Source organism: Pedobacter nyackensis (genome assembly GCF_900176505.1).
GTDB classification, from domain to species: domain Bacteria; phylum Bacteroidota; class Bacteroidia; order Sphingobacteriales; family Sphingobacteriaceae; genus Pedobacter; species Pedobacter nyackensis.
This window is the reverse complement of sequence record NZ_FWYB01000002.1, coordinates 1-25,186: the sequence shown is the minus strand read 5'-3', so window position 1 is coordinate 25,186 and position 25,186 is coordinate 1. Positions and strand designations below refer to the sequence as shown.

Sequence of the window (25,186 nt, the reverse complement as noted above, 5' to 3'; positions counted from 1 at the left end):
CACCATGAAGCCCAGAAATCGATGATCAGGTATTTACCTTTAAAGTCTTTAGGACTCCATTTTTTACCATTTACATCAGGGTAAGCAAAATCAGGCGCTTTTTTACCATTGGCTATTTTTGCCGTCTGGGCCATGTTCTCCTCAATCTCTTTTTTCTTATCTCTCGCTTGTGTTAAATTAGGGAATTTTTTAGTTAACCTATCTAATGAAGACATTAACAAATCACCATCCCTTTTCCAGCTTAAAAAGTTTAAAGCGTATAATACTGAAGGTTGATCTTTGTATTTATTAATGATGTATTTAATACGTTTATTCATATCGGTATAATTACCATCAAAAGCAGTTTTCATGTAGGCCATCCATAAACTATCTTTAGAAAGACCTGCTTTATATTGTGCCTGCGATATGGCGATCATATTCTGGTAGTTCTGATAATTCTCCCAGTTCACATCATTGATCAGATCATTATCCTTAGAAGTGTTTTCCATAAAGATGTATGGAGGGTTTTTGATTTTCATTTTAGCCGTATCAATACCACGTACATTCACATGGATATTGTCTTTATCTGCCCAGAAATCGATACGGTCGAAATAATATACACGCACCTGATAAAAGTCTGGTTTATCTGCCGGTACTTTAAATGAGAAGTTGTTGTTCGCATCAACTTTAGTACTATCGAAAGCTTTGAAGGCTCTTTTAAAACCTTCTCCCTCATATTTACCCAGATAAATCTGGTACTTATTCTCTGTATCCGGAAACTTAACCGTACCTGTAAAAGTTATGGTTTTTCCTTTTTGGGCAAAGCTACTGCTTACCATTAACAACACGGCAACAGCCAGTGTTAAACTTTTTTTTATCATTTTCTTTTGATGTTATGTCTGCTTAATTTTTTAGTCTTTCATCATTGGAGGAGTCATCTGTCCTTTTTGTGCAGCTTCTTTCCGTAGGTCCTGTGCTTTATTGGCCATTGCTTCAGCCTCAGCCATTTTACCTTGTTTTTTTAATGTTCTTTTTCTCAGGTCGGCCAGTTGTATATTGGCAAATAAGTTCGGGTTATTTTGCTCAACCTGATCAGCCCATCTTAAGACATCTTTGTAATACTGAGTCGGAGCTGCTGTTACCACATCATTCGCTGCGGTAATCACAAAGCTCGCTTTATTTTTAAAGTCTGCATCTCCCCAAACTGCATCTACTTTTGATACAAACTTATCCCATTTGTTTGCTGCAGCGAATTCAGTCAGATCCAGTTGTGCTAATAATGGTTTCGAATAATTGGTTTCCGTGCTTAATAATTTTCTAATGGCAGCAGCTTTTTCTGCAGCAGCCTTCAGATCAGTCTTTTTTTCGTAGGATCTTTTAACTGAATGTACCGACGAGCTTATTGTACGCATGAAATACATGTTTACTTTATCCGCACCGTATTTTTTTTCCAGCTCTCCTTTATTTGCATATAGATAAGCAAATGATTGCGCTGCCGGATTGTTCAGATATTTCAATGCCAGTTCCCAGTTTGCGGCTTCCATCAAAGAGGCTTGAGGCAGAGCGTCGAAATATACCTTTGCTACGGCACCCATTTTGTCTGCCTCATAAGCTTTATCAAGGGCTTCCATGTAGGCTACGGAAGTAGCTTGTGAATGATCACCGCTATTAAACTTCTTTGCCAATCCGAAGGTTGTGGTTTCCGGTTTTAAAGCTTTGCCTGCTTCCGCAATAAATTCTGGTGCAGACATACTACCTACAATTTTATGTACTACTTCACCATCACCATTGATAAAGAGGTAAGTAGGGTAGGCACTTACTTCATATTTATCTTTCAATGCCGGACCTTCACCTTTTTCCATGTCGTACTTAACATTCAAAAAGGTTTGGTTAAATAGGTCGGCAACATTGTCTTTGGTAAAAACATCTTTTGCCATCATTTTACACGGTCCACACCATGAGGTGTAAGCATCAAAAAAGATAATTTTGTTCTCTTTTTTTGCAGTAGCCAACTGGGTTTTCCAGTCGGCCTCCTTAAACGAGATCTCACGGTTTTGGGCATTTGCCCCCATTAAAATACCGGAACTTAATATCAAGGTTAATAATTTGCGTTTCATACTTTAAATATTAGTTACTAATTATTTCAATAGCTCGGCAAGTTTTTCTTCCAATGCCTTTCCCCTTAAATTTTTTGCAACAATAACGCCATTTGGGTCGATCAGGAAATTCTGTGGTACTGCTTTAACATTGTAAAGTTCTCCTACAGCATTTTTCCAACCCTTTAAATCGCTTACGTGAAGCCATGGTAATTTATCATCAGCAATTGCTTTTTCCCAGGCATCTTGTTTGTTATCGAGTGAGACACCTAGTATCTCAAAGTTCTTGTTTTTGAACTTATCATAAGCTGCAACAACATATGGATTTTCTGCGCGACATGGACCACACCAGCTCGCCCAGAAGTCAATCAATACATATTTACCCTTTAAAGAGTTTAAAGAAAGGGGGCTGCCCTTGGTATCATTTTGAGTAAACTGTGGGGCTTTTTGACCAATGCCAGTTTTAGCGGCTAACTCCAAACGCGCTATGGCTTCCTTACCGTCTTTGCTATCTAAAAACTCCTTACCAAAGCTATACAATTGTTGTTTTTGCTTTATTGGATCTTCAATAATGCTTTTGCCCACTACCGAGTTCCAGCTTACATAAGATTTAAGGTTGTTTTTAATGAAAGTATCTTTTATTGGTCCCATTTCCTTAAATGCTTGTTCGCGTTGAGCCGCCAATTCTTCAGCAACTGCACCTTTTCTTTGATCAGCAGGGAGCTCTGTAAGTTTTTTATTGATGGCTTCCAGTTTATCGTAAATGGGTTGAAGTTGCTTTTGCAGAACCATATAATCGGCATGTGCGGCCGAACCTTTAATCGTAGCTGTTTTTAATGTTGAGGCTGTAATTGTAATGGCTCCCTTATCCATATAAAGTGTAATGCCATCTCTACCTACAATATCACCAGCATAATTCATAGAAAGCATCATTCTTGGGTTATCACTTTCCTTTACCACAAATAGTAATGCCCTGTCTGGCTTTTCAATATTTCCTTTCATCGCAAAAGCACCATTAACCAGAGGTACGGTATCGGCAACCCGTTTTCCTTCGTAAGAATATTGTAAAACAACTTTTGCAGGTTGTTTTACATCATCTATTTTACCTGTTATAGTGAATGCAAGTGGTTTTGTTTGTGAAACTGCAATTCCTCCAATCAGGAGGAATGCAAAAGTCAAATATCTTTTCATGTCTTATATATTTATTGTGTTTTAGAATTCATTCTACCTGGACATCTTAACATCACTGATCGCATTCTATTTACCTGATCAAGTGTGATAGAACTGCGATTACTTGGATAACGGTTATCGTCCATCGCATTCTCAATCACAAATTTCTCCCCATTTATACCAGTTTGAATGGTAAATGCAAAATCACTGCTAAACTGAGGCGTATCCTCGCAATAATCAGAATGAAAACGGGCAGTAGTATAGGAAGTTGTTGAATACAAGCCGTAAAAGGCTCCAATAGAATTGAAAATTTCTATTCTACGTTCATAACCAGGTCTGAATACAGTATTAGGCATAAACACAGTTGTTGCTTGAAAACTTGTTACAAAATCATCCACGTTTGCAGCTATCCCTGCAACACCAGGTATCAATATTTCGCCTGGTCCTGGGGTCAACTGTTTTGCTGGAAACAAATTCCCCAAACTATTATTGGATCCTGAAGGAATGATGTTAATGTTTAGGTACGTTTTGGGACTCCAGATGAACTTAGCCGTATTTTTATTGATGTAATCAGAAAAATCTCCAAGGCCAATTGTAGGTGCCGTAGGAACGGCTTTAATTTCATCACTGTAAACAATCCTGTCATAACCCGGGAACTGCAAGGTCTGTCCCGCTACATTTTTAGTAGCCAGCCTGAATTCAATATTTGCAGCAGCAGCATTTGGTGCATTGCCTACCTTATTATTGATGATGTCATTCATAATTTTTATCCCCTTTACAATATCATCGTAATTTGTGGGTTGAAAAGATGAAAGGTCATAAGCCACATTTGTGGGGTTTAATTCCCACACATGGAAGATTACGTCCACATATAATTTTGGTAAAACCGGGGGGGTCGCTCTTATGGTTACTTCCTTTACCGGCGATTTAATATTTCCCACTTGTGCATAAAATCTAAGTTTCGATCCTTCTACCGCAGTTGCATTACTATAGGTTAATCCAACCTCTTTATTGGTAGTTTCCTCAAAAATTTTAACTGTTCCTGCAGGCAGATCTCTATAATCAAACAATTGTTTAACGACACTTCCGTCAGATTTCTTATAGTCTTTATAAGTTTCTACAACAAATTTTAGGCTGGCCTTACCATCTGCAATCAGCTTATCGCTGCCCGTAGAAAAGTAAATAGAACTTACATCCTGAGCACTAACCTCTACCATTTTATAATCAAATTCGCTCTGTTTACAGCCGGAAAAGCAGGCTGCGGAGCTTATGATTGCGCTTATAATAAAATTTTTAATATTCATCTTCGTAATTATTTGAAATAAAAATTAGTATTCAATTAATCCCCAGCCTGGGTTCGGCACAATGTTTCTATTTTCCTGTATTTCTACCAAGGGTATCGGTAATGCATATCGATAATCATTTGGCGGAACAGTAATGTTATACTGCTTATTGAAAAAGGTGATGTTTCTGGTGATTGTTTTATTGGCATAGCGTTTTAAATCCAGCCAACGTTTATCTGTATCTCCGAAAAATTCTCTTCTTCTTTCATTGATGATTTCCTGCAATAAGACTGTACCGCTTAAGCCGGTAAGGATTCCTGCATTTCTAAACGCACGGAATTTATTTAGCGTAATCAAAGCATCCCCCTCGGCACCTAAACGGTACTGAGCTTCAATTAGCAACATATAAGCTTCTTCAGGTTTAAACATACAAACCTGGCCGGATTTATTAGTTCCATCTACAGTACCGTCGGCAGGCCAGCCCCAGTTTAAAATCTTTCCAGCAGTGCCTACCTTACCGCCAGCCCTTGAAGGATTGGTATTAAAATAGTTCTCTACCCTAATGTCAGTACTGGTAAATAAGGCTGCAAAATCTGCATTTAAAGGAATATTAATTGGCCCTATTCCTAAGTATTCAAATTCGGATCCATAAATAGCTCCATACGCACCCTGACTATTACTTTGCTGGAAAATAACAGGGTAATTTGGATCCTTACCGCCATAAGCATTGATGCGACCAAGGGCTGTAGTAGGTATTAATGCATCTACAGCTTCCAATGCTGCGAGGCTATGTGTTTTAACCTGTGCGTAATCGCTTGCTTCTTTTGCCGGAGACTCTGCCTTATACCAGTATACTTGTGCCAACAGGTGATTGATATAGCGTTTATTATACAAAGCACTAAATCCTGTAGCGGGACGGGTGCGGTTCACCATTTCCAAAGCTTTATTCAGGTCTTCTAAAATTATTTTATACGCTCCGGCATGGGTTTCACGCTTTGGTTTGATACCCAATACCCCTTCTCCGGTATGCAGATAAATAGGAATACCCATATCAGCATTATTGTATATGCCATAATATTGGAGCAGCTTAAACAAAGAATATGCACGGTTGGCATACATTTCGCCAAGTAATTGATCGCGCTCTGTATTACTTACACTAGGTATAGTACCAAGTTGATCAATCAAACTGTTTAAAAAACCTACAATTTCATAATGGTGCGACCACAACATAGTTGAAGTAGCTTGTTGGTTCCACAACAAAAGATCTGCATACCCGGCTTCTGTAGAAATGTAAAAATTACCTGAAAACAAGTAGCCTGGTCGAAGCGCTGCTACTACATCCAGATCATCTGAATAAGCTGCAAACATCAGTGTTGCAGCTGTAGGACATGCTGGAACAATCTGACCATATAATGGTTTAATCCTTATGGTAACTACACCACGAAGGTATGCGCCCAGAAGAGATTTAACATCCGTAGCCGTTGTTACTGTACGTTGATTTTTTGGTGGAAGATCCAGAAATTTCTTACAACCTGTAAGCAGTCCAAAAACCAGGATCAAATATGTAATAACTATTTTATGTTTCATGATTTTCAATTTTAAAATCCAACAGTTAATGAAAGCGTGTACGCTTTAGTATTCGGATACCCAAAAGCAGTTTGAGTTTCCGGATCTGTACCGCTATAATTACTTACCATAAATAAATTGTTAGCAACCAATGTAGCCTTTAGCGTTTTAAGTGTCGTTTGTTTTAATAAGCTTTTTGGAGCTCTCCAGGAGAACGACATCTCATTACATTTTAAGTAATTTCCCTTTTCAAGGTCAGTAGAGATCAAATATTGCGTATAACTTGATGTACCGATTCGATAGAGCGGAATATTTGTAATGTCTCCTGCCTGAGACCAACGGTTAAGATTGTCCTTAAGTCTATTGGTTCTACTTGCAGTAAGATCGTCAGTATTTCCACTTGGTCCTTCACGTCTATCTCTGAAGCCCATAATCTGGTTGCCTGTTGCAAGTACAAAAGTCGTAGCAAACTCAAGAGACTTATAAACAAGACGGGTACTAAAACCACCATAAAGCTCTGGGTCTCTGTGTCCCAGATAATAAGTAGCGTAATCTGATTGAAGCAAAGCAGTCGTAATTTTACTTAAATCCACCAATTCATCCGTATAAGAAGTTACCACTTCAGTACCTACCAATGCTGTTTTTTTCTTTCTGGCCTGCACCATTAAACTTCCTGTTTCAGGATCAACATGTGAATATTTATAACCAAACCAACCATTCACCGGATAGCCTTGAATATTTCGGGTAGCTGAAGTGGCAATATTTGGCTCAAATTTTTCATAAACATTATCCAAATTATTCTTAACCTGGGTAATATTTCCGCTCAGTTCCCAAAGCAAATCTTTGGTTTTAAGTGCTTCAACCCTAGCAGAAATTTCAAAACCTTTATTGCTCATTGTACCAATGTTCACAATCGCTGATGGTCTACCTACAGATGGAGGCGTAACCGTATTATCTAGCAAATCATTAACCTTTTCTTTAAAGTACCTGAATTCTGTATTGATCCTTCCATTAAACAAAGAGACCTCAGCACCTAAATTGGTTTCCTGCTTCTTTTCCCATTTAATCACCGGATTTCCATAAGCGAAATTAAGTGCTGTAGGAATGTTATTGTAAACTGCTGTCCCTAATGTATAGGTATGGAAAGGCAATGCAGTCCTATTGATACTTCCACGATAGCCATATCCCATTGAAAGTACTAACCGGCTAATCACCGAATTGTATTTTTCGAAGAAACTTTCATTATGTGCATTCCATTTTACACCGGCTGACCATAGTGGAGAGAATTGATTTTTTGAACCAATAATATCCACACCATCATACCTCAGGTTTCCGTTAAATACATAACGGTTATCATAAGAATATACCAGGGATCCTATGTAAGATGCATTTCTATTTTCACGTGTAGAGGTACCGCCAAGTCTTGTTAGATCAAGATTCATGAACCTGGTATCAGGTACTAAATCCCAGTTAGGGTAACCAGCTATTGCATATTCCTGTAAGTAAATGGGATTAAAATGATTGAACCTGTCGTTGAGTATACCACCAAACTCGAAGGCGGTAAATGCCTGAACAAAATGTTTATTTATTTTTTTCATGTATTCAAGCGTGTTTCGAACGGTGTAATCCATAGTACGACCACTTTTTTCCTCCAGAAAACCGCGGTTATAGTCCGATAAAACATTGCTAAATGAAGAAGATCTGTTTAGCCAGTTATTTGCCCATGACCTATAAGTCCCTGCATATGACTCATCTTTGTCTTGAACACTTGTATATGATCCTGATACGTTTCCGGTATATTTAAAGCCTTTCAAAAAGCTGTATTCAACAGCTATTTGTCCACGTACATTACCATAGGTATTGGTCAGCTTATTCTCTCTCAATTCCCGCAGGATATTAAAATCAGTATAAAGTAAAGCCGGTGCAGTTCCTACAGTATAAGGGATGGACCTATAAGTCATGTCGGCAGCATAAGAACCGTCGTCATTATAAGGCTTTTCATAAGGATTGGCAAATACCGCATATTTAAATGGGTCCATACCTGCCTGCCCCTCAACATTCCTTTTAAAAGTAGAATAAAGGTTCAGATTTACCAGTAACTTTTCCGTAATAAACCTTGAAAGTTTCATATTAAAACCAGCTGTTTGAAACTTGTTTTCGATAAGACTACCCTGTGAATTCTGGTAATTAAGTGAAGTGAAGTAGGTGGTTTTCGTGTTTCCGCCACTCATACTAATGTTGTGTGACTGACTAAAGGCATTTCTATACAACTCATCAATCCAATTGGTATTGGTTTGGCCAAGCAATGCAATTTTCTGTTCTGCTTCGGCTAATGTCATAGACCCATTCTCAACCAGGTTTAACAACTGGCCAACCCTGCCACTTCGCTCATATGGCATGTGGTAATTGTTATATAAATCACGCTCAAATCCTATTTTCTCCTGGCTGTTCATGAAATTGAATTTGTTCTCAGGCTTTTGAGTAATACCAAATTTGCCGGAATAATTGATATAATCACTACCAGCTTTACCCGTTTTTGTCGTAATTACAATTACTCCATTAGCAGCTCTTGATCCATAAATAGCGGCTGCAGTCGCATCCTTAAGAATGGTAATACTCTCTATATTTTCAGGTGGAATATTCCCAATACCATTTGAAATAAGGGCATTCATGCCACCAGAGACTTCTCCTTCCTGTAAAGGCATTCCGTCAAGTACATACAAAGGCTCAACATTACCGGTAAGGGTATTTACTCCTCTAATGATAATTTGGCCTGTCTCTCCAGGTCGACCTGTAACACTTCTCACATACACACCCGGTAGCTTTCCTGCAAGTGCTTTATCAAACGTGGTTATTCCTGAATTCTCGAGATCCTTAGCCGTAGCAACAGAAACAGAACCCACAGCAACATTTTTACTAAGATGCTGTAATCCTGTGCTGATTATTGTTGCCTCCTGTAAACGCGTCAGGCTCTCGGTAAGGATAATTGTTGCCGGTCTTCTTAAAGAAGAAACAGCTACCCGTTGGGTATTGTAGCCCACATAACTAATAATGAGGATGGCATTGGAAGCTACAGATTCAAGTCTGAATCTTCCCTGCTGATCGGTTTTGGTAAACTGGTTGCTTTCCGAGACCCTAATTGTTGCTCCGGCAATATCTTTTCCAAACGCATCAATCACTTTCCCTTCAATGATAATACGCTGCTGGCCTGATTGAATATTCTGTACACTTGGAATCGCCTTAATTGAAGCGGCATTCTGACGTACAATTACTGTCTTATCAACCAATACATAAGTAAATGGCTGGTCTTTAAAACAATAATTCAAGACCTCCTGGAGGTCCGCATTTTTAAAATTTACAGTTACCGGTTTTCCGGTCTTCAGTAAACCGAGCTTGTAAATAAAATCGTAACCACTCTGGTCACGGATGTCATTTATAACCTGGTCTAGTGGTGCATTTTTTTTGCTTAGGGTAATTTTCTGTGCGAGGCTACTTGCACTTACCTGCATAATGGTTGCTATTAATAAAACGGTGGTTAGTCGCATAATGAGCAGGAGTTTAGAGGCGTAGCCCAAGGGCATACCTGTTTTTTTGGTATATATTTTATACATTTGATTTGGTTCTAAGTTGATTGTGTTGTAGAAAATATTGTTGACCGAATGCCTACTTTGGCCAGGAGTGTTTGCCGCACTTCTGGCTTTTTAGTTTATTAGAGCTCAATTATGAGCTTTCCTATATCAAGTTCGCATTACCGTGTTTTAAGTACTTATTTCGTCACAGTAACCCTCCTTCCTTCGATTTTAAAATTAACACCTCCGGTTTGTTCGATGATCTTCAATAGTGCTGATAAGCTTTTTGTTCGTGATATTTTAGCGATAAATGGTTCCGTATCAGGTTTTGTCTCATATATAACTTCAACATTGTACCATCTTGAAATTTTGTTCATTATACTTTCTAAACCTTCATTGAAATTAAAATAACCATCTTTCCAGGCTACAACTGCTTCCAGATCAACCCCTTCCTTAATGTGCATTTCAGAGCCTGAAATAACGGATTGTTGTCCGGGCTTAAGGATTTTAGCAATTTTATGACCAGAAGGGACTAACGGTGTAATTTTTACACTGCCTTCTAAAAGCGTAGTCTCAAGCGCTTGTTCTTCTTTATAGGCAGAAATATTAAAATGAGTTCCTAATACTTCTAATTGTTGCTTGTAGCTTGTTACTACAAAGGGCACTCTTCGTTCGGTATTCACACCCGAGGCATCTGATTTCATAGTCACTTTAGCAACCTCAAAAAAGGCTTCTCCAACCAATTCAACTTTTCGTAAGGTGGTATTAGAAAGATTAGTCGGAAACTTTATAGAAGAGGCAGAATTAAGCCACACTTTCGTTCCATCCGGTAAAATGACCTGATGTTGTCCGCCACGTGGAGTTTCAATGGTATTGTATGTCCATTGTTGCGCTCTATTTGTGGTCGTGTTTACTTCATGCTGATGGGCAGCAACTTTGTAAACCAGCTGACCATCTTTAGTTTTTGAAATGCTTATTCCGGATTGCTCTGCCAATTTACCATCACCTGCATCAGCCAATGAAATTTTCTGACCATTACCTAAAATTAATGTCGCTGTGTTATTCCCAGGGGGAATATCGCCATCCCTTAAGCCTAAACCAATAAGGACTTCATTGCTGTAAAAAAATAAACCCACAGAAAGCATGATGATAAGAACGGCTGCAACACTCATATATTTGTTCCAAAGGCGCCATGTTTTTCCAGTAGATACCTCAATGGCACGGTCTGAGCTAATTGCGGCTTCTAACATGCGTTCTGATTGAATATTGGTAAAGACAGTTGCATTTGGCTCAAACTGTTCCCAGCTAGTCTCTAAAAGTTTTTTTGCCTGTTCTTCGTTATCATCGGCTGCCAGCAAATGCATGAGCTCTTCCTTTTCAGTCGGGCTGATTTGCTTCTTTAATTGTTTATCAAATAAGTGCGTTAATCTTGAATTGTTCATGGTCTTTTAAAACTGGGTTTACACTAAAGACACAAGAAATGAGAAAAGGGGATAAGGATTTTTATTTTTTTATTAAAATAAAAAATAGCGATAGCGCTGCGTGTGATTTTACAAACTCGGAAACAGCTTTTAAAGCCCATTGCTGGTACTTTTTTACAGAGTCAGTGGAAATTTCCATCTTTTCTGCAATTTGAGGATTTTTTAGTCCTTGCTGCCTCAATATAAAAACTTTTTGCTGCTGCGGAGGTAATTGGGCTACCGCCTTGTCAACTAAGGATTGATAATCCGGATCTAAAATCAACTCGTCTTCTTCAGAAAGAATTGGATCGGTTAAAACTGACTGATTATAATTCTCCTGTTGTTTACGCTCATTTAGGCGCTTCCGGATGCAGTTTAAGGTATAATTTCGGGTTAAAATGAATAAATAGGAAGTGAATTTATTTATCGTTAAAAGGGCTGCTCTATTCATCCATACTTTTACAAATACGTCCTGCACAATTTCCTCGGTCATTTCTTCGGAACCTGTAAGCATTAAAACATATTGACCAAGCTGGTTGTGATAGGCAAAGAAAAGTTCAGCAAAGGCTGTTTCATCACCTTGCTCTACTTTTAGTAAAAGTTCGCGTTCATTTTTTACTGTCCTGATAGCCAAGTTCTTTTTCCCCCTTTAAATTTAAAACTTTCGCCATTATTACGTTAATATCCAACTAATAATTTGAAAATACTAATCTACAATACAATTGTATTAAACAAAAAAAATAGCCTACTTTTTTGGTAGACTATTTTACTTGAGAGATTTGTTCTCAGAAGAGAACCCTATTTTGTTAGTTCATACGAGCCGCAGGAACAGACTTTTTCGTCATTTTGTCAAGTCCTACTGCATAACTGTCGAATTCTGCCGTTAACTGCTCGATCAAAGCCTTTTTGGCTTCTTCGTTACCATTAATCTTGGCTCTCCATACTACAGCCGTTTTGCTATCCTTGGCTTTGATAAATATGGCATATTCTGCCGATTTAATTCCCTTAGGTAGGCTGGTGTCAGAAAAATTTATTGCGATCAGCTTATTGTGCGCTTCATTCTGAGTGATGTTTTCCACACGGCTGCCGCCATTTGAAAGGACAATTTTTCTGGAGATAGGCATATTTGCATCTAAAACCTCTATGGCGCTTACATAACCATTTGATGCTTTTTTCAGTAGCTCATTGTTGCTGAAAATTTCCCATGCATTATCCATTTCCATATTGATGACCACGTCTTTTTCTATGTCCCATTTAACTTTTGTGGCCGCCTCCATTTGTGCGTTGGCTTTAATAGCTGATAAACCAGTTAGCAGCAATAATGATAATATGATCTTCTTCATTTGATATAAGGTTTAAATAATTGAAAAAGGGCTACGCCAATTGGCGCAGCCCATATAATTTTACTTACCGAAAATCTCTTTCAGTTTTTTATCTAATGTTTCTCCACGAAGGTTTTTCTCGATGATGTTTCCTTCTTTATCAACTACAACCAGGTAAGGGATGCCACTGAATAGGTAAGATGCCATTACCGGTTTAGATTCTTTAGCATTGATTTGTGGCCATGCCATTCTCTCTTCAGCCATAGCTTTTTTCCAGTCAGCTTCTTTTGCGTCAACAGAAACAGCTAAAATCTCTAAGCCACTATCTTTGTATTTTTTATATACTTCTTTTAAGTGAGGAATTTCCTGGCGACAAGGACCGCACCATGAAGCCCAGAAATCGATGATCAGGTATTTACCTTTAAAGTCTTTAGGACTCCATTTTTTACCATTTACATCAGGGTAAGCAAAATCAGGTGCTTTTTTACCATTGGCAATTTTAGCAGTCTGTGCCATGTTCTCTTCAATCTCTTTTTTCTTAGCCTTCGCTTGTGTTAACCATGGGTATTTTTTTGTCAGATTGTCAAGCGTTGACATCAATAAATCGCCATCTTTTTTCCAATTCAAGCCATTCAAAGCATAAAGAACTGCAGGCTGGTCTTTGTATTTATTGATGATGTATTTGATACGTTTGTTAAAATCAACATTAATAGCATCAAAACCACCTTTCAAATGGTTGATCAACAAGCTGTCTTTTGTAAGACCTGCTCTGTATTGCGCCTGACCTACAGCAATCATGTTTTGATAGTTCATATAATTCTCCCAATTCACATCATTAATCAGGTCGTTATCCTTCGAAGTGTTTTCCATAAAGATGTATGGAGGGTTTTTGATAATCATTTTAGCCGTATCAATACCACGTACAGTAACATTGATATTGTCTTTGTCTGCCCAGAAATCAATGCGGTCCATATAATACACGCGCACTTGATAAAAGTCAGGCTTATCCGCAGGTACTTTAAATGAGAAATTATTATTGGCATCAACTTTTGTACTATCGATGGCTTTAAAAGCTTTTTTGAAGCCTTCACCTTCATATTTACCCAGATAAATCTGGTATTTGTTTTGCGTATCAGGAAATCTTACTTTACCGGTAAAAGTTACGGTTTTTCCTTTTTGGGCAAAGCTACTGCTTACCATTAACAACGCGGCCACGGCCAGTGTTAAACCTTTTTTAATCATTTTGTTTTGGTGTTATTTTATGTTTAGTAAATTTTTAGTCTTTCATCATTGGAGGAGTCATCTGCCCTTTTTGCGCAGCTTCTTTCCTTAGGTCTTGCGCTTTATTGGCCATTACTTCAGCCTCAGCAGTCTTACCTTGTTTTTTTAAGGTTCTTTTTCTCAGATCTGCCAGTTGGATGTTAGCGAACAAGTCGGGCTTGTTTCGCTCTATCTGATCTGCCCATCTTAAAGCATGTTTATAGTATTGGGCAGGACCCGAGCTTACCACATCATTGGCTGCACCAATTACGAAGCCTGCTTTGTTTTTAAAATCTTCATCTCCCCAAACTACATCTACCTTTGATACAAATTTATCCCATTTGTTTGCAGCAGCGAACTCAGTTAGATCTAATTGCGCCAGCAGTGGTTTAGAATAGTCGGTTCCAGTGCTCAATAATTTTCTGATGGCTGTAGCTTTTTCAGCTGCGGCCTTTAGGTCAGTCTTTTTTGTATAAGCTCTTTTAATAGAATATACTGATGAACTCATCGTGTTCTTGAAGTACATATTTACTTTATCCGCACCATATTTTTTTTCCAGTTCCCCTTTATTCGCATATAAATAAGAAAATGATTGAGCTGCTGGGTTGTTCAAATATTTCAATGCCAGTTCCCAGTTAGCAGCTTCCAATAAAGAAGCCTTTGGAAGTTCATCAAAATAAACTTTAGCTACGGCAGCCATTTTATCGGCTTCGTAAGCTTTTTCAAGTGCTTCCAGGTAAGCTACTGCTGTAGCTTGAGAGTGATCTCCGCTGTTAAATTTCTTAGCCAGTCCGAAGGTAGTCGTCTCCGGTTTTAAGGCTTTGCCTGCTTCTGCAATAAATTCAGGAGCAGACATACCACCTACAATTTTATGTACGACTTCCCCATCACCATTAATAAAAAGGTAAGTAGGGTAGGCGCTTACTTCATATTTATCTTTCAATACCGGGCCTTCACCTTTTTCCATGTCGTATTTAACATTTAAAAAGGTCTGGTTAAATAGATCAGCAACATTGTCTTTTGTAAAAACATCTTTTGCCATCATTTTACATGGGCCACACCATGACGTGTAGGCATCAAAAAAGATAATCTTGTTCTCTTTTTTTGCAGTAGCCAGTTGTGTTTTCCAATCGGCCTCTTTAAACGCAATCTCGCGATTTTGCGCCACAGCAGATAAGGATGCTAAGCAGGCTATCCCAATTAGTAGTTTTTTCATTTTTTGTTAGTTAGTGGTTCTTTTATTAAGCTGGGAGCGGGATTTATATAGGCTCCGAATCGGCTGGCGATCCGGAGCTATAGTTATTATAACGGATTTTGTTCCAAATTAGGGTTCATCAGAATTTCTGATGGAGGTAATGGATATATTATACGCTTGTCATCCGGTAGAATCGTTAATGGAGCAGTGTGAAAGTAATCCAAATAATTCCTTGTCATCGACAGTCCATTACGGAAATTGTCATAAGACGAATGGCCTTCCCATGCAAGTTCTAAACGACGCTCATTTAAAACGGCCTGAAATACGCTCATGTTTGCTGTCGCAAGGTTAGTTGTTGTCCAGGCTGGTGCCGTTGCTCTTGTTCTAACCAGGTTCAATGCAATCAGAGCATCCGTATTGTTGTTTAATTTTGCTAAGGCCTCAGCTTTATTTAAATACATCTCAGTAATGCGAAGGTATGGTGTACCGCTTCTGCTGTGTGCGCTGAAGTCGAAACCACCCGGAGGAGCTATTTGCTGGTAATTGAACTTGTTAATAGAGTTTCTTGACTTGTCAGCAAGGGTTATACGTTTGTCATTTTCTATCGTAATAAATTTCAACCTTAAGTCAGATGGATTCTGATTTAAGATGGCCATATAATCTGGTGATGCGGCATATTCTCCCTGGTTTAGGTTCCCGAATACATCTCTTGGTATTAAGAATTCATTGATTTTGTTTCCATTGGCATCATCATGTCTCCAGCTGAATATAGCTTCCTTGTTGTTTTTGCTATCCATAGCAAAAGAGGTGCTGTATGCAGTGCCTTGTAACAAGGTGTACTTTGCTGAAGTAATCACTTTGTCTGCATATTCAACAGCTTTGGTGTTGTACGCATTCTGAGGGGCAGCTGGTGTACCTCCCATATACAGGTACACGCGCGACAATAAAGCCCATGCCGTTTCTTTACGGGCATAATTGTTCGGTTTATCCACAGTCATTAAGGCTGCAGCTTTTTCAAGATCAGAGATGATTTGATCGTAGACCTCTTTTACCGTATTGCGTTTAGGCTGATAGCCCTTATTTACCGTTGAACTTAACGATAGGGGAACCGCAAGCCCAGAAGCATTGTTTTCATAGTACGGGCGACCATAAACTCTTACGAGATTGAAATAGGCCATTGCTCTAAGGAAGTAGTTTTCTCCTTTAAGCTGGTCGTACGCTGCACCCTGCCCATCAGGTATCGCATCAATCACTTTGTTTGTACCAAATACAATGCGATATGACATTCTCCAGAACGAGGTTGTTACACCCTGGCTCGGTGAGTTGTTAAAAATGTAGCCATCGCTTCTACCCTGAGGGAATGCCTGTACAACAGAAAATAGGTTGTTACCCTTTAGCTCACTTAAATTGAACCAGTTCATGGCATATTGCGTATCTCCGGCTGATTGTGAAACCATAAGGGCGTAATTACCATTGGTGGCCACGGCCAATCCATCAAGAGTGGATAGCAATTCCTGGTCGGCTTTATCATTAAAAGGCCTGATGTTTTCGTCAATTGCTTTTTTGCAGCCAAACAATACAATTGCTGCAAAACATATATATGCGGATAGTATGTACTTTTTCATTGTCTGCTTAATTAAAATGTTAACTGTAAACCCAATAGATATTTACGGCTGGCACCATAGCCTGCACTCACACCATAATTGTTGGTGTCGCCGGCTAATCCACCTTCAGGGTCAACTCCATTGAACGTCTTTTTGGTAAAGATGTACAGGTTGTCACCACTCACATAAATATTCGCCCTATTTAATTTAGCTTTATTGATTAGTTTAGTTGGCAATGAATAGCTTAACCTTACATTGCGCACTCTGATGTGGCTGGCATCTTCCCAGAATCTCGATATGAACTGACTATCTGTACCATCCAGACGACCGCGGTATATCATTGGTTCAGTTGCCTTATCACCAGGTTTTTCCCAAATTACCTGACCATTTCTCGGTTTAATCTGGTTGAATTTTAACACATTATTTCCTTCTGAAGAAAAGTAAGTGCTTCTTGAGTTGTTATATACAAGGTAATCAGCTGCAAAATTCAACAGCACAGAAAGCTCAATGCCCTTATAACCAAAAGTGTTTAGCATACCACCATAATACTTTGGTGTAGCTGTACCTACCTTTTGAAATTGTGCAGCTGCATCATTTCCACTTAATCCGGCAGAAACTGCATCATAAGTATTTACAATTTTGCCTACATAAGAATTTGTACTTGCATCGAATTCTAATCGCTCAAACTGAGGCTTACCAGTTTGTTCGTCTACACCCATCCATCTATAAGCACGAACAGTAGCGATATCTTCTCCTTCTCTAAGGGTACCATAATATCCATTTGATAGCTTGCTATCATATAATTTAGTCACCTTATTCTTGTTGAAGGTAAGGTTGAATCCGGTTTCCCAGGTAAATTTACCAGTTAGGTTCCTTGTCGAAAGCACAAGCTCCACTCCACGGTTTAACATCGCTCCAATGTTCTGGAACTGACTAGGTACACCCAGGAGCGCAGAAGTTGCTACCCTTTGAAGTAGGTCTGTATTGCGTTTTCTGTAAAAATCAGCGGATAATGTGATTCTGTTGAATAGGCCCAGGTCTATACCAAGGTTCCCAACATAGGCACGTTCCCATGTGATTTGTCTGTTCCCTAGCTGGTTAATGATAGCTGCAGGATCGCCTCCATATTGGTAATTAAAGTTGTAAAAACTCTCCGTTAGGAAATCCTCACCTGCAATTTTACCACTCGTTCCGTAACTAGCTCTTAATTTTAAATTTGTCAGATACTTATTGCCACGTAAAAATTTCTCATTCGTAGCTAACCAAGCACCACTTACAGAATAGAAATGCCCTGCTCTGTTGTCGATACCAAAATTGGTAGAGTAGTCCATCCTATATGATGCGTTTGCAAAATAGCGTTCATCATAATTATAGTTTCCTTCTGAGAACAACGAGTAAGAACCTCTTGCATAGCGTTCGCCACGGAATGATTTTCCACTATAAGTATTCCATACTTCTGAAGCTGCTGAAGGTACTTTAACACCGGTAGGCAAATTCTTTACAGCAAGCGCATTAAATTCAGAATTATTCCTGTTGTACTCAAAACCACCTAAACCACCGATAGTATGAGCCCCAAATTGTTTGCGGGCTGTGATCAGGTTCGAGGTCATGAAAGAGTTGGAGTTCATTTTATTTTGTGTCATCCTTCCTTTGTCGGCCAAACCTGTTAGTGACAGACGGTCTTCATAAGCTTCAATATTGGTAAACGTGGTGTTGTAAGAATTGTTAGACGAAAGGGTTAACCAGTCGAATACTTTATATTTTGCAGAAAATACACCTAGTACTTGTTGAGTTTTTGTGGTGTTGCTATTGTAAGGTAAATCATAAACGGGATTTTGATAAACATTGTTTAGTACATCTGTTCCTAATATTTTTTTAGGAATACCATTGTCACTATCCAAACTAAACCATGGCAACAGAAAAAGAGAATTTAAACCAGAAATTGGACTTCTGTTCCCTGTATCAAATATGGTGCTGATGTTGGCATTAACGCTCAGTTTGTTGGTAATGTTATGCTCAAGATTCAGTTTAACACTGTTTCTTAAAAGATTATTACCTTTTAAAGGTCCTTGTTCATCATAGCGGTTTGCACCAAAATAATAACGTGTTTTTTCTGATCCACCTGATAAACCTATGTCTACTGTTTTGGTTAATGCATCACGGTATAACTTAGTACTCCAGTCGGTATTGGTACCTAAAACCGATGTTGCCGGCAAGTATTTAGCCAGATAAGCCTCTTGAGTTAAGTTCTCTGTTTTAATCGCATAAGAATTAAGCAGCATTTTACGCTGATAGTCATACAATTCCTGACTGTTCATGAATTCCAGGTTGCTATCATAACGCTGACTTACACCAAAAGTGCTGTTCAGGTCTAGTTTCATTGTTCCGGCAACCCCTTTTTTGGTGGTGATTACCAATACACCCTGACTGGCTCTGGAACCATATATAGCCGTTGATGCCGCATCTTTTAATAAAGTAATGCTCTCTATATCTGTTGAAGAGACAATATCGCTAGGATAAGATACATCTGAATAAATAATACCATCTACCACAATTAAAGGGTTCAGGTTATTGGTTACACGCAGGTTTGCAGTTCCTCCCGTAATAGGTAAGGTTCCTTGTCCACGCACAACAAAAGATGCTTTGTTATTCGGATCGCCCGAAGGTTCAGTAATGTACATACCGGCAACCTTTCCTTTTAACATTGAAATCAGGTTGTTTGAAGTTACACCTTCTAACTGTTTTGCTGTAAAAGTTTGTAATGATCCAGTGATTTCACTTGCCTTTTTAGTACTATAGCCTACTACAACGGCTTCCTGCAACTGGGCAATGGCTCCGTTTAAAACAATATTGATTTGAGTATCGTCATCTTCTGTTACAACCTTCTCTATGCGTTTAGTTTCGTAACCTACTGAGCTGAAAATAAGGCGGTAGGTGCCAGGCGTAAGGTTTAACGTAAAGTTACCATTGGCGTCTGTCATGGTAGCAGTATTCGTACCATCAACTCTAACAGAAACACCAGGGATGGGACCTTTGCCATCCGTAACCTTTCCACGAATGGGTTTTCTGGCGTCCTGGCTGTCGTTTTTTTCCGCTACAGCCGGTTTTGATTTGATGATAACCGTTTTGTTTACAATTACAAACGTTAGCGGCTGGTTGCTTAACGTCTGCTGAAGCGCCTGGTCAATGGTCACATTTTTTAAAGACAGGTTTAGTTTTGAAGCATTGTTTCTTAGTAAGTCTATTTTATAGAAAAAAGAGTAGCCACTCTGCTTTTCTATTTTTTTAATTACACTTTCTATGCTTGCGTTTTTTTCACTCAAGCTAATGCTCTGGCTAAATGCTACTGCACTGGCCTGAAAACTGATGATTAGTAAGCATATAATTAATTTCATGACTCTTAATGCGTCTAAAATTTTATTCATATTTTTGTTAGGTTTAGTCGTAGCGACTGCCGTTTCCCTTATTTAAGAGATTCAGTAATTAACTACGGTTTGGGTTGATAATTTAATGTGGTCTTTCCCGATTCATTTTTTATTTTCACCCGGAACATTTATCCGGAGGTGGTCGAAACACTTCCGGATTTTTTGCTTCCAGGTAAAATCTATTAGTTACGATTTTACGATAAGCTTTCTCCCTTCTATTTTAAAGTTTATACCATTGAGTTCAAATATTTTTAATACCTCAGTCAGACTTAGGTTTCTTGGTGTTTTAAAGTGGAATAGATCGTCTGGTACTTTGCCCTCAAATACCACATCAACATTGTACCAGCGCGACAGCTGTTTCATGATGTCTTCAAGATCTGACTCATTGAATTGGAAGTAACCGTTTTTCCAGGCTACAGATTCTAGCGTGTCGACATTGGCTATTTGTAGTCCTTCACCCACTACTAGCGATTGCTGTCCCGGTTTCAGGAGGTTGGAACGTTTAGATTTTAGATTGGAAACTTTTACTGATCCTTCAAGTAGGGTGGTTTTTTCTGCACTTTCATCGCCATAACTATTTACGTTAAAGTGTGTACCTAAAACTTCTATTTTCTGTTTATCCGTTACTACGATAAAGGGAGTTCTCTCTGATCCTTTCTCCTTAATAGTTACTTTAGCAACTTCAAAATAGGCCTCACCCGTTAGTTCAACCCTACGTTCATTTTTGCTAAACACGGCTGGGTATTTTAAAGATGATGCCGCGTTGAGCCATATTTTAGTGCCATCAGGTAGATTAATCTGGTATTGGCCTCCACGTGGCGTGGTTATGGTATTATAAGCTTCAGTTGCTGTAGCGCTTTTTTCAATTTTTGCATTTGCAGCGATATGGTAAACCAGTTGTCCATCTGCAGTTTTACTAATTGCGATTCCGGCTTGTTGAGCTATTTCGCCATTGGTTGCACTATCAAGGTTTATGATTGTGCCATTTGCAAGCTTAAGTGTAGCCCTGTTTTTACCTGCCTGGATGTTGCTGGTATAATCTGCATCCTGTTTGTCATTGTTTTTTTGAAACTGAAGTCCAAAATATATACCGGCCGAAGCTACTACCAATACTGCTGCAGCCACAGCTGCATAACGGCGCCAGGAAATTTTACTGACAATGGTTTTTGGATGTTGTGTTAATATATTATCCAGAATGCTGTCAGCCGCGGGGAAGGTTTGGCCATCGATAGTATTTATGGTGTTCCATGTACCATCCAGTAGTTCGGTAATTACCTTGTCCTCCTGTTTATCCGCAACCATTGATAAGAACTCCTCCCGTTCAATTTCAGTGCAGGTATTATCAAGGTATCGTTGGTACAAATATTCTAATCTCACATTCATTGGTATGATGGTTATGCTCCCTTTCTTATAAAGACCCCTAAGTAGAAAGGTCGGAGTAGTGGAGTTGAAAAAAAAGTAAGATTATTATTTTTCGCTCAGAAAAGTCATTAAGATAACCAACACCGCGATGTCAGTATGCGTGCTTACATAGTTGCGAAGAAAGCGCAATGCATGTTGCATATGAGTTTTTACGGTAAGTTTAGAAATGTTGAGTCGCTCTGCAACTTCTTCATACTTCAGCCCTTCCTGGTGGCAAAGACTATAAACCATTCTCTGCTGGGCAGGTAATTTTTCAATAGCCTGGTTTAAAATTTTCTCAGAATCCTTGAATATGATGTATTCTTCTGTATCATTATGGTCTTCCTGATAAGTATGCACCATCATTCTGTTGGTTTTTACTTCCAATGCTATCCTGCGCAAAACTTTTAAAGTATGATTTCTGGTAAGTACCCTAAGATAGGCATCCAGGTTTTCAATGGCGACGAGCTGTTCCTCCAGGTTCCAGATCTTTACAAATACTTCCTGGACAATTTCTTCAGCAAGGGTGTCGCTTTTAACAATTTTTAAGGCGTATTGGAAAACCTTAGGGCTATAGTGGTGAAAAAGCTGGCTAAAAGCCTTTGCACTACCTGCTGAAACCAGAAGTAGTACCGCTTTTTCATCTATAAGATTTTCTTTACGTTTAAATTGTATCATTTTATCTCCCAGACTAGTTTCGTCTGGATCCATTCCCGGAAGTAAATTTAGGTATTAGAAAGCTGATTGTTAAATAATTATTGTGAAATCGTGAATTTTCTTGATTGTTTATGACATTAGAGCGCATAAAAAAAAGCCTGCATCGTGTGTGATACAGGCTCTTTTATCTCGAAGTATGCTACATAAGTGCTGCTTCTCTTTTTCTTTTCATATGTTTTTGTAAACCCGATCCAACATAATGCGGATGCTTACGCAATTCATTAATATTGATCCTTAATTGCTGTCCTTTGCGCCATAAATACCCGCCAGCAGTAAGTGTATGTCCGTTTACCGCAAGGTGAATGTTTGTATTGTCAATTAGGGTTGCTTTTGCTGCTACTACACAGTTTTTAAAAGTTTTGATGTAGCGTCCATCCAGATCGTATTGTGATATCCCTGATCTGCTACTGGTTATTTTAGGATCCACAGTGATTTTTTTCTTGATAGACTTACTCCAGATAAAACCGCCGTAAGTGAGGCCTCTACCATTGATTACATTGCGGATGCCGTTTTTATGAACCTTAACGGCTTTTGCCGCCTCAACCGTGTTGATGTAAGTATTCACCAGATTTCCTTCCAGGTCGTACTGCCCAATGATGTGCTGTTGTTTTGCAAGAGGAGAATGACCATACCACCTTTCTTTCAGCATAGGTTTCAGATCCAGTTCCGGTTCCGATCCACGGCGCCATAAGTAACCACAGGCCGTAACTACTTTTGTAGAATTTCTGGCTGCAATAGAAATATACCCTTGTGCTGTATTCATCGCCTCTGCGGCGACTCTGGCATTAGGATAGGTTTCCAGCAACTGACCGGTTAAGGAATAGCGACTGACATTATAAGTGCCATTGCTTTTCTTCGTTGCTTTTATTTTTTCTCGGCTCCTTTGTCGGGCCTCTTCGCTGATTTCAGGAAAGAATGACTTCCTCCTTCCACTTGCAATCATTCGTGCAGCCTTGTCTTTAGGCGTGCCTAAAAGCAAGTTTTCTGCTTGTAAATTGAGATTGTCACCATCTTTTGGAAAAACCAAAAGCTGTTTGTTGGACAGGTCAAACTCGGCTACAAAACAATGATATACCAGCCTGGCTACGCTCAGGTAATGCCTTTTTTTATCAGCTGATAAAGTAATACCGGCATATTTTGCGGTATCTCCGGTTTGTAAATTCTTGCTTTCGGAGATGATTGTTTTGATGATCATACCGGGCCTGTGCCTGGAAATGCCTTTTTTGTCGATGAAGATTTTCTCCAATCTGCGTACTCTCCCTAAGTTGGAAACCTCGTATGGCGCATCCAATTTTGGAATGGCTGCCCATCGTTCGCCTGGAAGAGCATCAGGCGAAAGGTTTTCGTATGGATAATTCATATTTGGCATATATTGAATGTAAATATATTAGATTTAAGTATTTATCAGGTTAAATTTATTTCGTTTTATCTTTTTTCAGCTTCTGAGAATGTTAATTCTCAGTTTTATTTTCCGAAGTTTATTTTCTTTGCTGATCTTGAAAACTAAACAGATGTATTTCTGTTTTTGTTGAAAACGGCTATTATGGCGTTTTGTTGTTGTTTTTTATGGGTTTTTTGATCAGTCGATTTTTGGTGTTTTTCGCATATCGATAGCTCGTTTTGATTGAATTGTAATTTTTTTAATACGTTTTGAAGCTTTTCTATAAAATCTTAAGAAAAACATATAATATTTTGGTGTTTTTAATTGTTTTTCTGTCTGTTGTTGTTGATTTTTGCTGTTATTAGTAGCATGTTTTTTGCGCTGTTGGATTAGGTAGCGTTGAAATTTTAAATTTTATGGCATGGATGACAAAAAAGTGTTAAAAGTAGGACTGGATTCTGCAGCGCCATATCCGATGCATTCGGATTACGCGGCTGGAAATTTTGAAGGATTTGAAGTCGATCTACTCCAGGCCATTACCACTCAATTGGGTTTGGTGGTTGAGTATGAAGTTTCGTTATGGTCGACCATACTCGAGAAACTCTTTAAAGGAGAACTCGATCTGATTTGCTCCGCTGTAACCGTAACCACCTCCCGGCAGCATATTCTTGAATTTAGTAATCCTTATTTGTATTTCAGACTTTGTGCTGTAGTGGGGCAGGATGACTCATTGGGTGGTTTACATCATTTTAAAAATAAGACCATAGGCGTAAGAGAAGCAACTGAGGCGGAGAAATATGTGCGCGCCCATTTTCCAGGGAATAACATTGTTTACGCCGTAACCAATAAGGAGCTGTATCGAAAACTGCAGTCCGGTAAAATCGACCTGTTGGTCGACGATTCACCGATCGCAGGTGGTTTTCTACAAAAAAATAATAAATTAAAGATTGGGATGTTCTTGCCTAAGACAGATTCATCCTATGCTATAGCCATGAGAAAAGGCGATGTAAAACTTAAAAAACAGTTTAACGAAACGCTGAGCTTGCTTAAAGAAAATGGCACCTACCAGCGTATTTACAAGAAATGGTTTAGCGAGATTCAGTTTTAATCCTCAGCTACTACAACAGTAATGTCTTTGTTTAATTTGATGGTGTGCAACACCTTTGTCTTTTCGCTGTAAACAACGACCAGGTTCTCGTCCAGATATTGTACTAGTCGGTATGGGGTCGACAATTGCACATATCTCCATTGCGTATAAAATTGCTCCTGTATGGCACTTTCCTGAGGTAAAAAAGTAATGATTACTTCTATGTCAGTCACCGTCTCAATAAAAAAACTGCTGTTAGTTTTTAATACCTGTTGAGCCGATTCAGAATTCATGAACTCCTTAAGGGCTATCTCTCTTAGTGTGGAGCTGTTCTGGGTTGGGTTGCTGTTGATGATATCAACAATCAGGTTGTTGACTTCATCTTTGCTTTTTAACAGCTTTCCGTTTCCAACCTTGGTGATTTTAAAATAGATGCTTAATGGTTTCATTTGAGATTCCTGTAGGGGTGTGATGGCCAAATATATAAAAATCCTGATATAGGATGCCAAAAACATGGGATAGGCAGCGTTGTCCGTTCCTGGTATGAGTTTACATAAGAAAGTTTTTCAAAACAGAAAAATGAGTATAAAAAACGAACGCCCAAGTAAGGGCAAAGGGGGAAGAGTTTCTCCGCATTCAGAAAGTTTCAGAGTTCAGGTTGCACTAGAATA

General features: G+C 38.8%; 18 protein-coding genes. 1 reads left to right on the top strand and 17 read right to left on the bottom strand.

Annotation, left to right across the window (positions count from 1 at the left end):
* From B9A18_RS25290 to B9A18_RS04275, 16 genes are all read right to left on the bottom strand, one after another.
* Window positions 1–860: DUF4369 domain-containing protein (locus tag B9A18_RS25290; RefSeq protein WP_084287470.1), on the bottom strand; the 860-nt coding region annotated here is incomplete at its 3' end.
* A 30-nt stretch (window positions 861–890) separates the two neighbouring features.
* Window positions 891–2,096, bottom strand: a complete 1,206-nt coding sequence (locus B9A18_RS04345; protein ID WP_084287469.1) for a thioredoxin family protein — start codon at window positions 2,094–2,096, stop codon at window positions 891–893.
* 21 nt (window positions 2,097–2,117) lie between these two features.
* Complete coding sequence (locus B9A18_RS04340; protein ID WP_084287468.1) at window positions 2,118–3,266, bottom strand: TlpA disulfide reductase family protein; 1,149 nt, start codon at window positions 3,264–3,266, stop codon at window positions 2,118–2,120.
* Window positions 3,267–3,277: 11 nt separating this feature from the next.
* Window positions 3,278–4,549 carry a M43 family zinc metalloprotease gene (locus tag B9A18_RS04335; protein WP_084287467.1) on the bottom strand — a complete coding sequence of 424 codons (1,272 nt, stop codon included), beginning with the start codon at window positions 4,547–4,549 and terminating at the stop codon, window positions 3,278–3,280.
* A 24-nt stretch (window positions 4,550–4,573) separates the two neighbouring features.
* Window positions 4,574–6,115, bottom strand: a complete 1,542-nt coding sequence (locus B9A18_RS04330; RefSeq protein ID WP_084287466.1) for a RagB/SusD family nutrient uptake outer membrane protein — start codon at window positions 6,113–6,115, stop codon at window positions 4,574–4,576.
* Window positions 6,116–6,126: 11 nt separating this feature from the next.
* Window positions 6,127–9,705 carry a SusC/RagA family TonB-linked outer membrane protein gene (locus tag B9A18_RS04325; protein ID WP_084287465.1) on the bottom strand — a complete coding sequence of 1,193 codons (3,579 nt, stop codon included), beginning with the start codon at window positions 9,703–9,705 and terminating at the stop codon, window positions 6,127–6,129.
* Window positions 9,706–9,860: 155 nt separating this feature from the next.
* Window positions 9,861–11,105, bottom strand: coding sequence for a FecR family protein (locus B9A18_RS04320; RefSeq protein ID WP_084287464.1), 1,245 nt, complete (start codon window positions 11,103–11,105; stop codon window positions 9,861–9,863).
* A 61-nt stretch (window positions 11,106–11,166) separates the two neighbouring features.
* Window positions 11,167–11,757 carry an RNA polymerase sigma factor gene (locus B9A18_RS04315; protein ID WP_084287463.1) on the bottom strand — a complete coding sequence of 197 codons (591 nt, stop codon included), beginning with the start codon at window positions 11,755–11,757 and terminating at the stop codon, window positions 11,167–11,169.
* A 172-nt stretch (window positions 11,758–11,929) separates the two neighbouring features.
* Window positions 11,930–12,466 carry a hypothetical protein gene (locus tag B9A18_RS04310; protein WP_084287462.1) on the bottom strand — a complete coding sequence of 179 codons (537 nt, stop codon included), beginning with the start codon at window positions 12,464–12,466 and terminating at the stop codon, window positions 11,930–11,932.
* Window positions 12,467–12,526: 60 nt separating this feature from the next.
* The gene (locus tag B9A18_RS04305) at window positions 12,527–13,687 is read right to left on the bottom strand and encodes a TlpA disulfide reductase family protein (protein ID WP_084287461.1); all 1,161 of its coding nucleotides are present in this window, start codon (window positions 13,685–13,687) and stop codon (window positions 12,527–12,529) included.
* Window positions 13,688–13,721: 34 nt separating this feature from the next.
* The gene (locus B9A18_RS04300) at window positions 13,722–14,921 is read right to left on the bottom strand and encodes a thioredoxin family protein (RefSeq protein WP_084287460.1); all 1,200 of its coding nucleotides are present in this window, start codon (window positions 14,919–14,921) and stop codon (window positions 13,722–13,724) included.
* A gap of 86 nt (window positions 14,922–15,007) precedes the next feature.
* Window positions 15,008–16,525, bottom strand: a complete 1,518-nt coding sequence (locus B9A18_RS04295; protein WP_084287459.1) for a RagB/SusD family nutrient uptake outer membrane protein — start codon at window positions 16,523–16,525, stop codon at window positions 15,008–15,010.
* A gap of 11 nt (window positions 16,526–16,536) precedes the next feature.
* The gene (locus B9A18_RS04290; protein ID WP_084287458.1) at window positions 16,537–19,929 is read right to left on the bottom strand and encodes a SusC/RagA family TonB-linked outer membrane protein; all 3,393 of its coding nucleotides are present in this window, start codon (window positions 19,927–19,929) and stop codon (window positions 16,537–16,539) included.
* Between the two features lie 186 nt (window positions 19,930–20,115).
* Complete coding sequence (locus tag B9A18_RS04285; RefSeq protein ID WP_084287457.1) at window positions 20,116–21,312, bottom strand: FecR family protein; 1,197 nt, start codon at window positions 21,310–21,312, stop codon at window positions 20,116–20,118.
* 84 nt (window positions 21,313–21,396) lie between these two features.
* The gene (locus B9A18_RS04280; protein WP_084287456.1) at window positions 21,397–22,041 is read right to left on the bottom strand and encodes an RNA polymerase sigma-70 factor; all 645 of its coding nucleotides are present in this window, start codon (window positions 22,039–22,041) and stop codon (window positions 21,397–21,399) included.
* A gap of 145 nt (window positions 22,042–22,186) precedes the next feature.
* A complete protein-coding gene (locus tag B9A18_RS04275; protein ID WP_159452604.1) occupies window positions 22,187–23,407 on the bottom strand; it encodes an NUMOD1 domain-containing DNA-binding protein in 1,221 nt (406 codons plus the stop codon).
* Window positions 23,408–23,849: 442 nt separating this feature from the next.
* On the opposite strand from B9A18_RS04275, the gene B9A18_RS04270 reads away from it, so the two are divergent.
* On the top strand, window positions 23,850–24,536 hold the full coding sequence (locus tag B9A18_RS04270) for a substrate-binding periplasmic protein (RefSeq protein WP_084287454.1): 687 nt from the start codon (window positions 23,850–23,852) through the stop codon (window positions 24,534–24,536).
* Here the strand turns inward: B9A18_RS04270 and B9A18_RS04265 are convergent.
* Window positions 24,533–24,964 carry a hypothetical protein gene (locus B9A18_RS04265; protein WP_084287453.1) on the bottom strand — a complete coding sequence of 144 codons (432 nt, stop codon included), beginning with the start codon at window positions 24,962–24,964 and terminating at the stop codon, window positions 24,533–24,535. The genes B9A18_RS04270 and B9A18_RS04265 overlap by 4 nt on opposite strands.
* Between the last annotated feature and the right edge of the window lie 222 nt (window positions 24,965–25,186).

What these genes read in the sequence shown, in the direction of transcription:
- B9A18_RS04320 (WP_084287464.1), bottom strand. Translation starts at nt 11,105, where the DNA reads ATGAACAATTCAAGATTAACGCACTTATTTGATAAACAATTAAAGAAG.
- B9A18_RS04285 (WP_084287457.1), bottom strand. Translation starts at nt 21,312, where the DNA reads ATGAATGTGAGATTAGAATATTTGTACCAACGATACCTTGATAATACC.
- B9A18_RS04300 (WP_084287460.1), bottom strand. Translation starts at nt 14,921, where the DNA reads ATGAAAAAACTACTAATTGGGATAGCCTGCTTAGCATCCTTATCTGCT.
- B9A18_RS04335 (WP_084287467.1), bottom strand. Translation starts at nt 4,549, where the DNA reads ATGAATATTAAAAATTTTATTATAAGCGCAATCATAAGCTCCGCAGCC.
- B9A18_RS04310 (WP_084287462.1), bottom strand. Translation starts at nt 12,466, where the DNA reads ATGAAGAAGATCATATTATCATTATTGCTGCTAACTGGTTTATCAGCT.
- B9A18_RS04345 (WP_084287469.1), bottom strand. Translation starts at nt 2,096, where the DNA reads ATGAAACGCAAATTATTAACCTTGATATTAAGTTCCGGTATTTTAATG.
- B9A18_RS04280 (WP_084287456.1), bottom strand. Translation starts at nt 22,041, where the DNA reads ATGGATCCAGACGAAACTAGTCTGGGAGATAAAATGATACAATTTAAA.
- B9A18_RS04305 (WP_084287461.1), bottom strand. Translation starts at nt 13,687, where the DNA reads ATGATTAAAAAAGGTTTAACACTGGCCGTGGCCGCGTTGTTAATGGTA.
- B9A18_RS04295 (WP_084287459.1), bottom strand. Translation starts at nt 16,525, where the DNA reads ATGAAAAAGTACATACTATCCGCATATATATGTTTTGCAGCAATTGTA.
- B9A18_RS04340 (WP_084287468.1), bottom strand. Translation starts at nt 3,266, where the DNA reads ATGAAAAGATATTTGACTTTTGCATTCCTCCTGATTGGAGGAATTGCA.
- B9A18_RS04325 (WP_084287465.1), bottom strand. Translation starts at nt 9,705, where the DNA reads ATGTATAAAATATATACCAAAAAAACAGGTATGCCCTTGGGCTACGCC.
- B9A18_RS04330 (WP_084287466.1), bottom strand. Translation starts at nt 6,115, where the DNA reads ATGAAACATAAAATAGTTATTACATATTTGATCCTGGTTTTTGGACTG.
- B9A18_RS04270 (WP_084287454.1), top strand. Translation starts at nt 23,850, where the DNA reads ATGGATGACAAAAAAGTGTTAAAAGTAGGACTGGATTCTGCAGCGCCA.
- B9A18_RS04275 (WP_159452604.1), bottom strand. Translation starts at nt 23,407, where the DNA reads ATGAATTATCCATACGAAAACCTTTCGCCTGATGCTCTTCCAGGCGAA.
- B9A18_RS04265 (WP_084287453.1), bottom strand. Translation starts at nt 24,964, where the DNA reads ATGAAACCATTAAGCATCTATTTTAAAATCACCAAGGTTGGAAACGGA.
- B9A18_RS04290 (WP_084287458.1), bottom strand. Translation starts at nt 19,929, where the DNA reads ATGAATAAAATTTTAGACGCATTAAGAGTCATGAAATTAATTATATGC.